Annotated in this window: 16 protein-coding genes; 6 read left to right on the forward strand and 10 right to left on the reverse strand. The window is 66.0% G+C overall.

Annotated elements, in window-relative coordinates; all coding sequences use genetic code 11:
* Nucleotides 1-30: 30 nt before the first annotated feature.
* Both JWQ81_RS14605 and JWQ81_RS14610 read left to right on the forward strand, forming a co-directional pair.
* Nucleotides 31-681 carry a metallophosphoesterase gene (locus tag JWQ81_RS14605; protein ID WP_297541661.1) on the forward strand — a complete coding sequence of 217 codons (651 nt, stop codon included), beginning with the start codon at nucleotides 31-33 and terminating at the stop codon, nucleotides 679-681.
* Nucleotides 678-1,520, forward strand: a complete 843-nt coding sequence (locus JWQ81_RS14610) for a ParB N-terminal domain-containing protein (RefSeq protein ID WP_297541663.1) — start codon at nucleotides 678-680, stop codon at nucleotides 1,518-1,520. Before JWQ81_RS14605 ends, JWQ81_RS14610 begins: the two co-directional genes overlap by 4 nt.
* Nucleotides 1,521-1,594: 74 nt before the next feature.
* On the opposite strand, the gene JWQ81_RS14615 is transcribed toward JWQ81_RS14610, so the two are convergent.
* Nucleotides 1,595-3,106 carry an MFS transporter gene (locus JWQ81_RS14615; protein WP_297541665.1) on the reverse strand — a complete coding sequence of 504 codons (1,512 nt, stop codon included), beginning with the start codon at nucleotides 3,104-3,106 and terminating at the stop codon, nucleotides 1,595-1,597.
* Nucleotides 3,107-3,206: 100 nt separating this feature from the next.
* Between JWQ81_RS14615 and JWQ81_RS14620 the strand changes: the two genes are divergently transcribed.
* The 4 genes from JWQ81_RS14620 (at nucleotide 3,207) to JWQ81_RS14635 (ending at nucleotide 5,790) form a co-directional block, all read left to right on the forward strand.
* Nucleotides 3,207-3,872: a TetR/AcrR family transcriptional regulator gene (locus tag JWQ81_RS14620; protein WP_297541667.1), complete on the forward strand. Its 666-nt coding sequence runs from the start codon at nucleotides 3,207-3,209 to the stop codon at nucleotides 3,870-3,872.
* Nucleotides 3,873-3,983: 111 nt separating this feature from the next.
* Nucleotides 3,984-4,820, forward strand: coding sequence for a helix-turn-helix transcriptional regulator (locus tag JWQ81_RS14625; RefSeq protein WP_297541669.1), 837 nt, complete (start codon nucleotides 3,984-3,986; stop codon nucleotides 4,818-4,820).
* Between the two features lie 8 nt (nucleotides 4,821-4,828).
* Nucleotides 4,829-5,011, forward strand: coding sequence for a DUF397 domain-containing protein (locus JWQ81_RS14630; RefSeq protein WP_297541670.1), 183 nt, complete (start codon nucleotides 4,829-4,831; stop codon nucleotides 5,009-5,011).
* Between the two features lie 83 nt (nucleotides 5,012-5,094).
* The gene (locus JWQ81_RS14635) at nucleotides 5,095-5,790 is read left to right on the forward strand and encodes a nitroreductase family protein (protein ID WP_297541672.1); all 696 of its coding nucleotides are present in this window, start codon (nucleotides 5,095-5,097) and stop codon (nucleotides 5,788-5,790) included.
* Nucleotides 5,791-5,794: 4 nt separating this feature from the next.
* On the opposite strand, the gene JWQ81_RS14640 is transcribed toward JWQ81_RS14635, so the two are convergent.
* The 9 genes from JWQ81_RS14640 to JWQ81_RS14680 form a co-directional block, all read right to left on the reverse strand.
* Nucleotides 5,795-5,983 (reverse strand): PspC domain-containing protein, encoded by a 189-nt coding sequence (locus tag JWQ81_RS14640; RefSeq protein WP_297541674.1) that lies wholly within the window; start codon nucleotides 5,981-5,983, stop codon nucleotides 5,795-5,797.
* 72 nt (nucleotides 5,984-6,055) lie between these two features.
* Nucleotides 6,056-6,490: a type II toxin-antitoxin system VapC family toxin gene (locus tag JWQ81_RS14645; protein ID WP_297541675.1), complete on the reverse strand. Its 435-nt coding sequence runs from the start codon at nucleotides 6,488-6,490 to the stop codon at nucleotides 6,056-6,058.
* A complete protein-coding gene (locus tag JWQ81_RS14650) occupies nucleotides 6,487-6,711 on the reverse strand; it encodes a transcriptional regulator (protein ID WP_297541677.1) in 225 nt (74 codons plus the stop codon). Before JWQ81_RS14650 ends, JWQ81_RS14645 begins: the two co-directional genes overlap by 4 nt.
* A 205-nt stretch (nucleotides 6,712-6,916) precedes the next feature.
* A complete protein-coding gene (gene ugpC / locus JWQ81_RS14655; protein WP_297541679.1) occupies nucleotides 6,917-8,098 on the reverse strand; it encodes a sn-glycerol-3-phosphate ABC transporter ATP-binding protein UgpC in 1,182 nt (393 codons plus the stop codon).
* 3 nt (nucleotides 8,099-8,101) lie between these two features.
* On the reverse strand, nucleotides 8,102-8,944 hold the full coding sequence (locus JWQ81_RS14660; protein ID WP_297541681.1) for a carbohydrate ABC transporter permease: 843 nt from the start codon (nucleotides 8,942-8,944) through the stop codon (nucleotides 8,102-8,104).
* Nucleotides 8,944-9,891, reverse strand: coding sequence for a carbohydrate ABC transporter permease (locus JWQ81_RS14665; RefSeq protein WP_297541683.1), 948 nt, complete (start codon nucleotides 9,889-9,891; stop codon nucleotides 8,944-8,946). Before JWQ81_RS14665 ends, JWQ81_RS14660 begins: the two co-directional genes overlap by 1 nt.
* Nucleotides 9,888-11,213, reverse strand: a complete 1,326-nt coding sequence (locus JWQ81_RS14670) for an ABC transporter substrate-binding protein (RefSeq protein WP_297541685.1) — start codon at nucleotides 11,211-11,213, stop codon at nucleotides 9,888-9,890. The genes JWQ81_RS14665 and JWQ81_RS14670 overlap by 4 nt, the downstream gene beginning before the upstream one ends.
* A gap of 254 nt (nucleotides 11,214-11,467) precedes the next feature.
* Nucleotides 11,468-11,986 carry a general stress protein gene (locus tag JWQ81_RS14675; RefSeq protein WP_297541687.1) on the reverse strand — a complete coding sequence of 173 codons (519 nt, stop codon included), beginning with the start codon at nucleotides 11,984-11,986 and terminating at the stop codon, nucleotides 11,468-11,470.
* 64 nt (nucleotides 11,987-12,050) lie between these two features.
* Nucleotides 12,051-12,189 (reverse strand): acyl-CoA dehydrogenase family protein (locus JWQ81_RS14680; protein ID WP_297541703.1); only part of this gene is annotated, 139 nt, incomplete at its 5' end.

A 12,189-nucleotide genomic window follows, 5' to 3' on the forward strand; every position in this document is an offset into this window, starting at 1 on the left:
CGGAACGCTCACGAGCTCTAAGCTGGGCCTATGGTCAGAGCGCTGGTGGTGGCCGACGAGGTCGACGAACGGCTGTGGACCGACGCCGTCCGCGCCTACTCGGTCGACCTCGTCATCGGCGCCGGGGACCTGCCCTACGCGTATCTGGAGTTCCTGGCGAACACGCTGGACAAGCCGTGCGTGTTCGTCCCCGGGAACCACGATCCCGACCTGAGCGGCTTCACCCGCTACGGCGGACTGTCCATGAAGGACGGTTTCCCGACGACGTGGCCGGGGCCGATGGGCGGGATCAACGCGGACGCCGGAGTGGTCGACATCGCCGGCTTGCGCGTCGCCGGGCTGGGCGGGTCGATCCGCTACAACGACGGCCCGAACCAGTGGACGCAGGCACAGCAGGCGCGCCGCGCGCGCAAGGTGGTGCGGACGGCCGAACGACGTCGTCGCCGTGACGGACGCGGGGTCGACGTCCTGTTGACCCACGCGCCTCCGCTGGGGCTGGGCGACCGGGACGACCCGCCGCACCGCGGGTTCGAATGTCTACATCGGACGATCGACGCACTGCGGCCGCCCTGGCTGCTGCACGGGCACATCCATCCGCACGGCGAGCAGATGCCCGACCGCGTTGCCGGGGTCACGCGGCTGCGCAACGTGGTCGGCCATCAGGTCATGGAGTTCGCATGAGCAAGGACACGGGTTTTCCCAAGGCGGACGCGGAGTACGACTTCCTGCGCGCGCGACGGCGTCAGGTGCTTTCGCGGCTGGCCAAGTGGCTGCGCGGCGGGCCCGACGACGTCAACATCATGCTGCCGTTCAACGAAGTCGTCGAGGCACTGGGTTTCCAGAGCGAGCGGCGGCTGGGCCTGCAGGTGATCCGGCTGGACTCGATCGTCGGCAGTGTCGATCGCGGACGCGACTTCGACCGGCGGTTCCGGCCGACGTCCGGGCGGGTGCGCGAGCGCTGGGAGCGGCTCGCGCTGGCGGCCAGGCGCGGCGAGGAGATTCCGCCGATCGAGGTCTACCGCATCGGCGGGCTGCACTTCATCATCGACGGTCACCACCGGGTCTCCGTCGCCCACGCGCTCGGACTGTCCACAATAGAGGCCAGGGTCACCGAGGTCCGGACGAAGCTGGACCCGAGCGGGATCCGGTACCGCGGCGACCTGATCGTCAAGGACTACCGGCGGCTGTTCCTCGAGCGCGTGCCGCTGACCGGGCAGGCACGGGCGTCGGTGATCGTGTCGGATCCCTGGGACTACGCGAAACTCGGCGAGCACGTCGAGGCGTGGAGCTTCCGGCTGATGCAGGACGAAGGCAAGTTCACCGACCGCGCCTGCCTCGCGCAGCGTTGGTACGAAGAGGAATTCGTGCCCGTGGTCGAAATGCTGCGACAGGCGGACCTGGTCGGCGACCGCACCGAAGCCGAGGCCTACCTGTGGGTCGCCGGCGAGCGCTACCGCCTGATCCGAACCCACCGCTGGGACGACGACGTCATCACCGCCCTGCGCGCCCAAACCCGCTGACTCACGTCCACAAACAGCAACTCGCCGTCGACTTGCGATCGCAAGTCGACGGCGAGTTGCTGTTCAGCCGGCTGTCACATGTGGACGGCCGGGGCGGCGTCCTCGTCGAAGACGGGAACCCCCGACTTGAGCAGCAGGCCGCAGACGACCGCGCCGAGGGCGAAGATCCCGGCTGCCCACGAGAATGCCGTGGTGTAGCTGTGGATCGCGGCCTCGACAGCCAGCTGCGGGGTCACCGTCTTACCCGCGACGAACGACGTCAGGGAGTTGGCGGCGAGCGTGCTCAGCAGCGCGGTGCCGATGGAGCCACCGATCTGCTGCCCGGTGTTCACCGTGGCGGACGCGACACCGGCGTCATCGGTGGCGACACCCATCGTGGCGACGCTCATCGACGGCGCCATCGCGAGCCCGATCCCGAACCCGATGACCAGCAGCGGACCGAGCACCCCACTCGTGTAGGTGCTGGCGGCGTCGAGCTGGGCCAGCCACAGCAGACCGGCGGCGCCGATCAGCATGCCCGTCGGCACCAGCGGCCTCGGTCCGACCCTCGGCAGCAGGACGCTCGACGCCGACGTGGCCGCGATCATCAGCGTGCCCACCATCGGCAGGAACGCGACGCCGCTCTGGACCGGCGAGAAGTGCAGGGTCTGCTGGAGGTAGTAGGTCAGGAACAGGAAGATCGCGAACATCCCGATGCCCATCAGGAACACCGTCAGGTTCGACCCGCCGCGGTTGCGGTCGAGCAGCACCCGCATCGGCAGCAATGGGTGCGAAACCTTGGTCTGCAGCCAGACGAACAGCACGAGCAGCACGACACCGGCGATCAGGAAGCCCCACACCAGCGGGGAGCTCCACGAGTGGCTCTCGGCGTTGGCGAAGCCGTAGACCAGGCCGAACATACCGCCGGTCGCCGAAATGGCACCCGGGATATCGAACTTGGGACGAGCGCCGACCCGCGGCGGGTCGCGCAGCAGAATGGCCGCACCGGCCAGTGCGAGCACGGCGATGATGATGTTGACGAACATGCACCAGCGCCAGTCGAGGTACTCGGTCAGCACACCGCCGAGCAGCAGGCCGACGGCAGCGCCACCACCGGCGATCGCGCCGAAGATGCCGAACGCCTTGCCGCGTTCGTTCGGGTCGGTGAACGTCGTGGTCAGCAGTGACAACACGGCGGGCGCGAGCAGCGCGCCGAACACACCCTGTGCGCCACGGGCGATCAGCAGCATTTCGATGCCGTTGGCGGCCCCGCCGATGGCCGACACCAGTGCGAACCCGGCGAGTCCGACTACGAGTACGCGTTTGCGCCCGAAGATGTCGGCCGCGCGACCGCCGAGCAGCAGCAGGCTGCCGAACGCCAGCGCATACGCCGTGACGACCCACTGGCGGGCGTCGTTACTGAAGCCGAGGTCGGTCTGCGCGGAGGGCAGCGCGATGTTCACGATCGTGGCGTCCAGAACGACCATCAGCTGGGACAGGCCGAGAACAACCAGGATCAGCCACCGACGAGCGTGATTCGGGTTGGCATGGGCCTCGGTCGTCGCGCTCCCCGGCGGCGCGGCGAGCGCGGTGGATGACTGTGTCATGGATGGATCCTCGCTGGTATGTGGAGCTGGTGTCTCCCCTTATGACTCCAAGCTACACAGGAAGTGGAGGAACTGCCTCTACTTTGATAGAATCTTTTTCATGACACGGGACACATGTCCCGCCGCACCGGCGCGGCCGTTGCGGCGTGACGCCGAATTGAACCGGCAACGCATCATCGTCGCAGCTAGAGAGGTTTTCAGCGCGCGCGGACTCGAAGCCACGCTGGACGACATCGCCCACCACGCCAAGCTTGGCGTCGGCACGGTGTATCGCCGCTTCCCCAGCAAGGAACACCTGGTCGACGCCTTGTTCGGCGACCGGCTGGACGAACTTGTCGAACTCTGCGAGAAAGCACTGACCGAGCCGGACGCTTGGACGGGTTTTGTCCAGTTCACGGAGAAGATCGCGGAGGTGCACTCGGCCGATCGGGGGCTTCGCGAGGTGATGCTCGGCACGTCGTTCGGGCACGACAAGGTCCAGCACGCCCGCGACCGCCTCATCCCGGTAGCCACGCAACTGATCGAGCGCGCGCAGGCAACCGGCCAGCTCCGCGCGGACTTCGCGCCGACGGACATGGCGGCCCTGCACGTGATGATCGGCAGCATCTCGGACTACGGCCACTGCGCCGACCCCGAGCTGTGGCGGCGCTACGTCCGCATCATGCTCGACGGCCTCCGCGCCCAGCCCGGACCGCCTTCCGAGCTCGAACGTCCGGCGCTCACCGAGCCGGAGCTCATCTGCGTCATGAGCCAGTGGCGCTGCTGACCCGAAAGCTGCTGACCCGAACCGGTGAACCCGCCGGGATCCCACCGCTCTCCTCCCACCCGCAGAATGCGTCGCGCGCGATCATGAACGGGTTCACGGGGAGGTCCACACGTGGTGCAGTACAGCGTTCCGGCGATCAGACGGCTCCAGCTAGGCCGGGAACTTCGGGACTGGCGTGAGCGCGCCGGGCTGACCCTCGACCAGGCGGGCGGCGACCTCGACATGTCGAAGAGCACGTTGTCGCGCCTGGAAAAGGGCCAAGGGGTGATCCACCCGCTGGTCGCCAGGGCGATGGCGGAGCTCTACCACGTACCCGAGGACGACCTCGTCCACCTCGTGGAGATATCCCGCGAAGCACGGAAGCCGAACCAAGACCGCATCGAAGGCGTGTCCTCGGACAGCTACGTCTCTTTGGAGTCCGAAGCCGTCTCCGTGCACAACTTCGAACTCGTCTGTATACCTGGGTTGTTACAGACCGAGGACTACGCACGCGCGATATTCACGCTCGACAGCACACGAGAACGCAACCGCAACCTCAGCATCCGGCTCAGTCGGCGCAAGCGCCTTTTCGGCGACAATCCCTTACGGTTGCACGTCATCATCGACGAACCAGCCCTGCGGCGGCCCGTACTCGACTCAGCTGGCGCGCGTGAGCAACTGGACTACCTGCTCATGGCGGCCGAATTTCCGAACGTCACACTGCGGATCCTTCCGGCAAGTCGGGCCGTCCACCCAGCTCTGCGAGGCGCATTCAGCGTGCTCTCGTTCCCGCAGGACACGATCGGCGATCTCGGCTACGCCGACTATGCGGGCGGTAGCCTGCAAATGGTCAAGCCAGGCAAGGTATCCGAGCTGTCCCGCCTGTTCCGCAACCTTGCTAAGCTGGCGCTCGACGAGAGCAACTCCAAGGAGTTGCTCGCTTCTCTTGCCGATGAGCCGAGCGCATGAGGTGAGCCGTGAACCTGGACAACGCCATCTGGCACAAGAGCAGCCGCAGCGCCAACGGCGGCGGCAACTGTGTCGAAGTCGCCTTCGTGCCGACCGCCGTCGCCGTCCGGGACTCCAAAAACCCCACCGGCCCAGCACTCGCCTTCCCCGCCAACGCCTGGCGCGCGTTCCAGCACGCCGTCCGCCCGTAGGGCTACTCGCGTCGTCTTACGAAGTGAAGGTGACGTCCGCGAATACTCGCCATGCACGTCGTGGCGGGGTCACAATCGGCGGTATGACAGCACTTGACTGGACGCCCAACCACGGACTGCCGTACGAACCGGTGCCGTACCGGCCGGAGCGCATGCCCGCCGACGAGTCGCTCGCCAACGCCGCAGACCTCCGCCGCCGCATGGGCGAGCGCCGCACGGTGCGCATGTTCTCCTCCGACCCGGTGCCCGAGCAGGCGGTTTTCGACGCCATCGCGGTCGCGTCGACTGCGCCGAGTGGTGCCCATCAGCAACCGTGGACCTTCGTCCTCGTCACCGACCCCGAGGTGCGCCGGCGTGTGCGCGAGGCGGCGGAAGCCGAAGAGCAGGTGTCCTACGAAGGACGACTCGGTGAGCAATGGCTTGAAGCGCTGCGTCCGCTGGGCACCGATGCCGTCAAGCCGCATCTCACCGACTCGCCCTACCTGATCATCGTCTTCCAGCAGCGCTTCTTCCTCGAAGACGACGGCAGCATCCGCAAGCACTACTACGTGGACGAGTCCGTGGGCATCGCCGTCGGCATGCTGCTGACCGCGCTGCACCTCGCCGGGCTCGCGGCGCTCACGCACACACCGTCGCCGATGCGTTTCCTCGGCGAGATGCTCGGCCGGCCGCGCAACGAAAAGGCGTTCGCCGTCATCCCCGTCGGCTACCCGGCCGACGACTGCGTGGTGCCGAACCTGCACCGCAAGTCGCTCGACCAGGTGCTCGTCCGCATCTAGCGCGTCAGTAGTCGGCCTTCGGCATGATGATCCACAGCGCGATGTAGACCAGGAACTGCGGGCCTGGCAAAAGGCACGAAAGCACAAAGATCAGCCGGACCGTGTTGGCCGACATGCCGAACCGCTGCCCCAGACCGGCGCAGACGCCCGCGATCATGGTGCCCCGCCGCGGCCGGATCAGATTCGTAGCCATGGAAGCTCTCCCCTCGAGTAGGTATACCTCCATATTCCAGACGCGGAGACACGCTCGCATCGGGTTTGTCCCTTAAGGGATCAGCTGAAAACCCTCGCCTACCGCGGCTTTGCACAGGTCAGCGTCGTATGCGGCGAACCTCACACAGTCCGGGTCGGCGGACCGAGCGACCTTTGCCGTCGCGAGCTGGATCGAGTCGTACGCGCGTAGGCCGTGGATGCCGGCCAGCTGCGCGGCGACGTCGAGGACCACGTCCGACAGCTCGACGACAGCGAAGCGCGGCTCCTCGGTCGCTGTGCCGTAGTAGTCGGCTTCGAACTCCCAGACGAGCTGCCCGGCTTCGGCGACGGACAGCACGCCCATGCGGTACTTGCGCCAGAAAGCAGCCGGAACCTCCACCCGCGCCGCCTGGGACACGACGAGATCGTCCAGCGAGCGCGCGTACCCGGCGTCCTCCTCCGAGACGTACAACTTGACCAGCAAGGACGAGTCGGCGAACGTGCTCACCTCGGCCCGCGGCCTTCGCTGACGATCTCGGCCAACGGCGTGCCCTCGGCCGCCACCCGACCGGCGCGGGCGACCGCCTCCGGATCCGGCCGGACCCGTGCGCCCGGCGACTTGAACAGCAGCCCCGCCCGCTCGAGCCGCTCGCGGGTGCGCGCGGCGGACGCCCCGGCGAGTTCCGGGTTCGTGGCCGCGTCCAGCACCTGAGTCAGGTATTCGTTCATGCTCATCCCCTCGCGCTTGGCGATCTGTTGGACTCTCTCAATCAGTTCACGGGGTGCTCGCCAAGTAACCTGCGTCATGCATTCATGCTAGCAGGCATGCAGCCATGGAGTGCGAGGCCTGCCCAGAGACCCCTCAGGGCCACCCCTGTGGCGTTGGACGCAACGAGGGTGGCCCTGAGGGAACTTCCGTGACCAGCTGCTCCGGTTACCCCGAGTAGGTCAGGTTTCGGCCGTTGGCCGGGTCGAAAACCTGCACCTTGTCGCCGTCGAACCAGACGTCGAGCGAGACACCTTCAGCAGCCCGCGACTCCGCCGAAAGGCGTGTCACGATCTGCGATCCGCCACCCGGGACATCCGCGGAGCCGCTGTCGGCGGCCAGTTCCGCCAGCTCGTCCGTCGTCGCCAGCTCGCCTTCGACGACGAAGTGCGCGTACTTCTCCGAGCCCATCGACTCCAGGACGTCGACCTGCGCGGAGAACGTCGCGCCGCCGCGCTTCTGCGCCTCGTCGAGCAGCGCGGCGTCCTCGAAGTGCTCCGGACGCACGCCGGCGATGATGTCGCGCGGTGCGTTCGCCGCCTCGACCAGCCGCCGCACGCGGTCGCTCAGCGCGACCGTGCCCAACGCGCTGCGCAGGCTGCCGTTCTCCAGCGTGCCCGGGACGAAGTTCATCGACGGCGAGCCGATGAACCCGGCCACGAACAGGTTCGCCGGGTTGTCGTAAAGGAACTGCGGCGAACCGATCTGCTGCACGAAACCGCCGCGCAGCACGACGACCCGGTCGCCCAGCGTCATCGCCTCCGTCTGGTCGTGCGTGACGTACAACGTCGTCGTGCCGAGCTGCTTCTGAATCTTCGACACCGACGTCCGCATCTGCCCGCGCAGCTTCGCGTCCAGGTTGGACAGTGGTTCGTCCATCAGGAACGCGCTCGGGTTACGCACGATCGCGCGGCCCATCGCGACGCGCTGCCGCTGCCCACCGGACAGGTTCGCCGGCCGGCGGTCGAGGTGCACGGTCAGGTCGAGGATCTTCGCGGCCTCATCGACCTTCGCGTTGACCGTCTTGTCGTCCACTTTGGCCAGTCGTAGCGGGAACGCCATGTTCTCGCGCACGGTCATGTGCGGATACAGCGCGTACGACTGGAACACCATCGCGATGTCCCGGTCCTTTGGCGCCTTCTCGTTGACCCGCTTGCCGTCGATCCGCAGCTCGCCCGAGGAGATGTCCTCCAACCCGGCGACCATGTTCAGCGTGGTCGACTTCCCGCAACCCGAAGGACCCACGAGAATGATGAACTCGCCGTCGGAGATCGTGATGTCCACTTCGGACACCGCGAGCGCGCCGTCGGGGTACTTCTTGCTCACCTTGTCGAGAACGATTTCAGCCATGCCCTACCCCTTCACCGCACCGGACGTCAGCCCCGCGACAATGCGGCGCTGGAAGAACAAGACGAACACGATGATCGGAATCGTGATGACCACCGCGGCCGCGGAAACCTGACCTGTCGGGTCCTCGAACTGCGAAGACCCGGTGAAGAAGCTCAGCGCGGCGGGAACGGTACGCGAAGCGTCGGTCGACGTCAGCGAAATCGCGAACAGGAAGTCGTTCCAGCACAGGATGAACACCAGGATCGCCGTGGTGAAGACCCCCGGCGCGGCCAGCGGCGCGATCACCTTGCGGAACGCCTGAGCCGGGGTCGCGCCGTCCATTTTCGCGGCTTTCTCGAGCTCCCAGGGGATCTCGCGGAAGAACGCGGACAGCGTGTAGATCGACAACGGCAGCGCGAACGTGATGTAGGGCAGGATCAGCCCCGGCCACGTGTCGAACAGGCCCGTTTGCCGCTCGATGTTGAACAACGGCGTCACCAGCGAAACCTGCGGGAACATCGCGATCAGCAGCGACAACCCGACGAGCACCTGCTTGCCGGGGAAATCGAGCCGGGCGATGGCATACGCGGCCATCGTCCCGAGCCCCACCGCGATCACCGTGGCGATGACCGCGATCCCGATCGAGTTCAGCAGCGCGCGCAGGAACTCGTTGGTCTGGAAGATGTCCGCGTAGTTCTTCAGTGTCCACGAGCGCGGGATGAAATTGCCGTCGGTCAGCGTGTCCTTGGTCTTGAACGACAGCGAAAGAATCCACAGCACCGGCACCAGCGCGAACACCAGAACCACGATGTCAACGAGGCCCCATCTCACCTTGCGGCCGGCTGTGACCGCTCCACCCATCACCATCAGCGCTTACCCCCTGGATCCGAACCGGGCGCGGCGGCGCCGAATATCTTGATGAAGATGAACGCCAGTATCGCGACGGTGATGAAGATCAGCACCGCCATCGTCGACCCGATCCCGAGGTTCAGGCCTTTGACGAGGTTGTCGTAGGTCTGCATGGATACGGACGACGTATCTTGCGCGCCGTTGGTCAGCACGAAGATGTTGTCGAAGATCCGGAACGCGTCGAGCGTGCGGAACAGGAGCGCCACGAGGATCGCCGGTTTCATCACCGGGATCATCACCTTGGTGAACCGCTGCCACGCGTTCGCGCCGTCCATTGACGCCGCCTTGAGCAGATCGTCCGGCACCAACGCGAGTCCGGCCATCAGCAGCAGGGCCATGAACGGTGTCGTCTTCCACACCTCGGCGCCGATGATGATCAGCAGCGACGGCACCTTTTCGGTCAGCAGCGCCGAGTTCGGCGCGATCAGGTCCGCCAGGTAGCCGGTTTTCGGGGTCCACGCGTAATACCACGAGAACGCCGCGACCACGGTGACGATGCCGTACGGGATCAGGGCAACGGTCCGCACCACCCCACGGCCGATGATGGTCCGGTGCATCACCAGCGCCAGCGCCATCCCGAGGACGAATTCGACCGCGACCGAGACAATGGTGATCCCCATCGTCGTCGCGAACGCCGTCCACCAATACGAGTTCGAGAGAACAGCGGCGTAGTTGGCGAAACCGATGAACTTCTGCTGTGCCGGGAAGCGCAGGTCGTAACGCTGCAGCGAAAGCCAGACCGAGTAGATGATCGGCCAGCCCGTCACCGCGATCATCACGATCGCGGCGGGGGCACACAGCATCAGACCGAGCTTCCGCTCCGCCTTCTTTCCTTCACTGAGAAGCGGTTTGACCTTCTTCGCCCGCTTGGTTTCGGCCGGGGCTTCGGCGACGGCGTGACTCACGGGATCACCCCCTTGGAATCCAGTGCGTCGGTGAGCTGCTGGCGCAGTTTGTCCGTGGTGGCCCGCGGATCGATATCCTGTGGCGGCGAAAGGATTTTCGCCATCACCGTGGACGCGTTCTGGTATGCCGGGGTCAGCGGCCGGACGGCCGCGGTGGCCAAAGCGTCCAAAATGGTCTGACGCATCGGGTACGTCGACGCCATGTTCGGGTTGTCGGCACTCACGGGCTTACTGGCGTCCAACGGCGTGTCGTCGTTGTAGACCGACTTGATCGTCGGCGGGACGCCGTCGTTGATCGCCGAGAAGCGCTGGTTGTCGGGACTGCGCAAGCACAACGCCGCTTGGTACGCCTCGGGCTTGTGCTGCGAATAGGAACTGACGGCGAGGTCGTAACCACCGATCGTGGTCTGCGCCGGCGTGCCCGGAACCACCGACGGATAGGTGGTCCACTTGAAGTGGGACAGGTCCGTCTTCTTGTCCTTGGCGTAAGCCGCGTAGACGTACGGCCAGTTCAGCTCGAACGCTCCGCTCCCGCGCTCGAAGGCGAGCCGGACGTCGTCCTCCTTCGAGTTCGTCAGCGACGGGTCGGTGATCCCGGCGCTGGTGACCTGCTTGAGCAGGCTCAGCGCCTGGACCGCGCCGGCGTCCATCACCACGGACTTGCCGTCCTCGGACAGGATGTGCCCGCCCGCGGAGTCGACGAGCGTGTTGTAGACGACGACCAGGCCCTCGTACTGGGCGCCGGTGAACAGGATCTGGTACGGCTTACCGGCAGCCTTGAGCTGCTGGGACATCGCCATCATCTCGTCCCAGGTCTTGGGCGGGGTCGGCGTGATGCGGTCGTCGTACCAGAGCAGCTGGATGTTGGTGTTCTTCGGTGCGGCGTAGAGCTTGCCGTCCCAGGTGGCCGTCTGCAGCGGGCCGGGCAGTACCCCCTGTGATGCCTCGGCCTTGTTCGCTCCGGTCCATTCGTCCGCCCAACCCGCCTCGGCGAATTCCGAGACCCAGGTGACGTCGAGGCCGAGGATGTCCATCGAATTGTCGCCGGCGGCGAGCCGACGGACCATCTGGACGCGCTGGTCGTCCGCTCCTCGGGGGAGCTTGTTGTAGACGATTTGGTACTTTCCCGCGGCCTGCGCGTTGCAGTTGTCGACAACGGTCTGAAAATGGTCTTCCGGCGCGTAGTACACGTTGATCTTCATCGGGCCGCTGTTCGAACCGCACGCTGTCAGCAGGCTCGCGGCCACCACACCGGCGCCGAGCAACGCGCCGATTCGGCCGGGCGACCGGCCTCTTCGCCTCGCGGTGATCGTTTTCCCCATTTAGTGCTCTCCTTGCCAGCACGCACACCGAGGTGTTCAGTGCCGACCGACACCGGTGCGCGAAAAGCACAACTCCGCGCCAGCACCCCGACGTGCTAGGTGTCGAACGGAGACGTTGGAGGCCCGTTCCGCCCGACTGGTGACCAGCAACCTAATCCTGGACGATCACGCCCCGCAAGCACTATCCGCAACGATTCAGACTATTACCCGCCAGACGGGTGTATCGCGGCGTACTTGTGACGCACATTCAGGGATCATTGAGGGGTTGAGCGCATCACGAGCTTCGAGAGCAGGTTCCGGCCCTTCTCCGCGCTCCGCGGCTGGCACAGGACGTCGTAACGGCCGGCGACGAGCTGGCTCGACGATGAGAAGTCCCTGCGGCCCTTCGACATGCTGTAGCCGATGGCGGAAAACACCAATCCGGCCACCACTCCGAGCACGAGCCCGACCAGGATCGGCGCCCAGGACACGACCTGGCTGTCGAAAAAGCTCAGCAGTACCCCGGCGAACAAGCCGAACCACGCGCCCGAACCGGCGCCCGTGCCCAGCACCCTGCCCCAGGACAGCCTGCCGAGTACGCGCTCGACCAGCATCAGATCGACGCCGACGATGGTCACGTCCTCAACGGGGAACTCGTTTTCCGCGAGGTGTTCGACCGCGCGCTGCGCCTGCTCGTACGTCCCGTACGAGCCGACCGGCCAGCCCGTCGGCGGCGTCGGCAACCGAGGCTGCCCGCCGGCCGGGCGCCCGCCACCAGAAAACGGACCACTCACGCTCTAGTTATAGCGCGGTTGGTCATTCACCGCGCGGCCAGCCGGTCAAGTTATCCCGGTCGGCTCAATTCCTGCTCTTGTACTCCTTGAGGAGTCCTCGACTAATGATGGTCTTCTGGATTTCGCTCGTTCCCTCACCGATGAGCAGGAACGGCGCCTCGCGCATCAGTCGCTCGATTTCGTACTCCTTCGAGTAGCCGTAG

The organism is Amycolatopsis sp. (genome assembly GCF_025464955.1).
In the GTDB taxonomy this organism is placed as follows: Bacteria; Actinomycetota; Actinomycetes; order Mycobacteriales; family Pseudonocardiaceae; genus Amycolatopsis.

Excerpts from the sequence above, each read along its gene's own strand:
- JWQ81_RS14605 (WP_297541661.1), top strand. The coding sequence starts at position 31 with ATGGTCAGAGCGCTGGTGGTGGCCGACGAGGTCGACGAACGGCTGTGG.
- JWQ81_RS14610 (WP_297541663.1), top strand. The coding sequence starts at position 678 with ATGAGCAAGGACACGGGTTTTCCCAAGGCGGACGCGGAGTACGACTTC.
- JWQ81_RS14615 (WP_297541665.1), bottom strand. The coding sequence starts at position 3,106 with ATGACACAGTCATCCACCGCGCTCGCCGCGCCGCCGGGGAGCGCGACG.
- JWQ81_RS14620 (WP_297541667.1), top strand. The coding sequence starts at position 3,207 with ATGACACGGGACACATGTCCCGCCGCACCGGCGCGGCCGTTGCGGCGT.
- JWQ81_RS14635 (WP_297541672.1), top strand. The coding sequence starts at position 5,095 with ATGACAGCACTTGACTGGACGCCCAACCACGGACTGCCGTACGAACCG.
- JWQ81_RS14640 (WP_297541674.1), bottom strand. The coding sequence starts at position 5,983 with ATGGCTACGAATCTGATCCGGCCGCGGCGGGGCACCATGATCGCGGGC.
- JWQ81_RS14650 (WP_297541677.1), bottom strand. The coding sequence starts at position 6,711 with ATGAACGAATACCTGACTCAGGTGCTGGACGCGGCCACGAACCCGGAA.
- ugpC (WP_297541679.1), bottom strand. The coding sequence starts at position 8,098 with ATGGCTGAAATCGTTCTCGACAAGGTGAGCAAGAAGTACCCCGACGGC.
- JWQ81_RS14660 (WP_297541681.1), bottom strand. The coding sequence starts at position 8,944 with ATGGTGATGGGTGGAGCGGTCACAGCCGGCCGCAAGGTGAGATGGGGC.
- JWQ81_RS14670 (WP_297541685.1), bottom strand. The coding sequence starts at position 11,213 with ATGGGGAAAACGATCACCGCGAGGCGAAGAGGCCGGTCGCCCGGCCGA.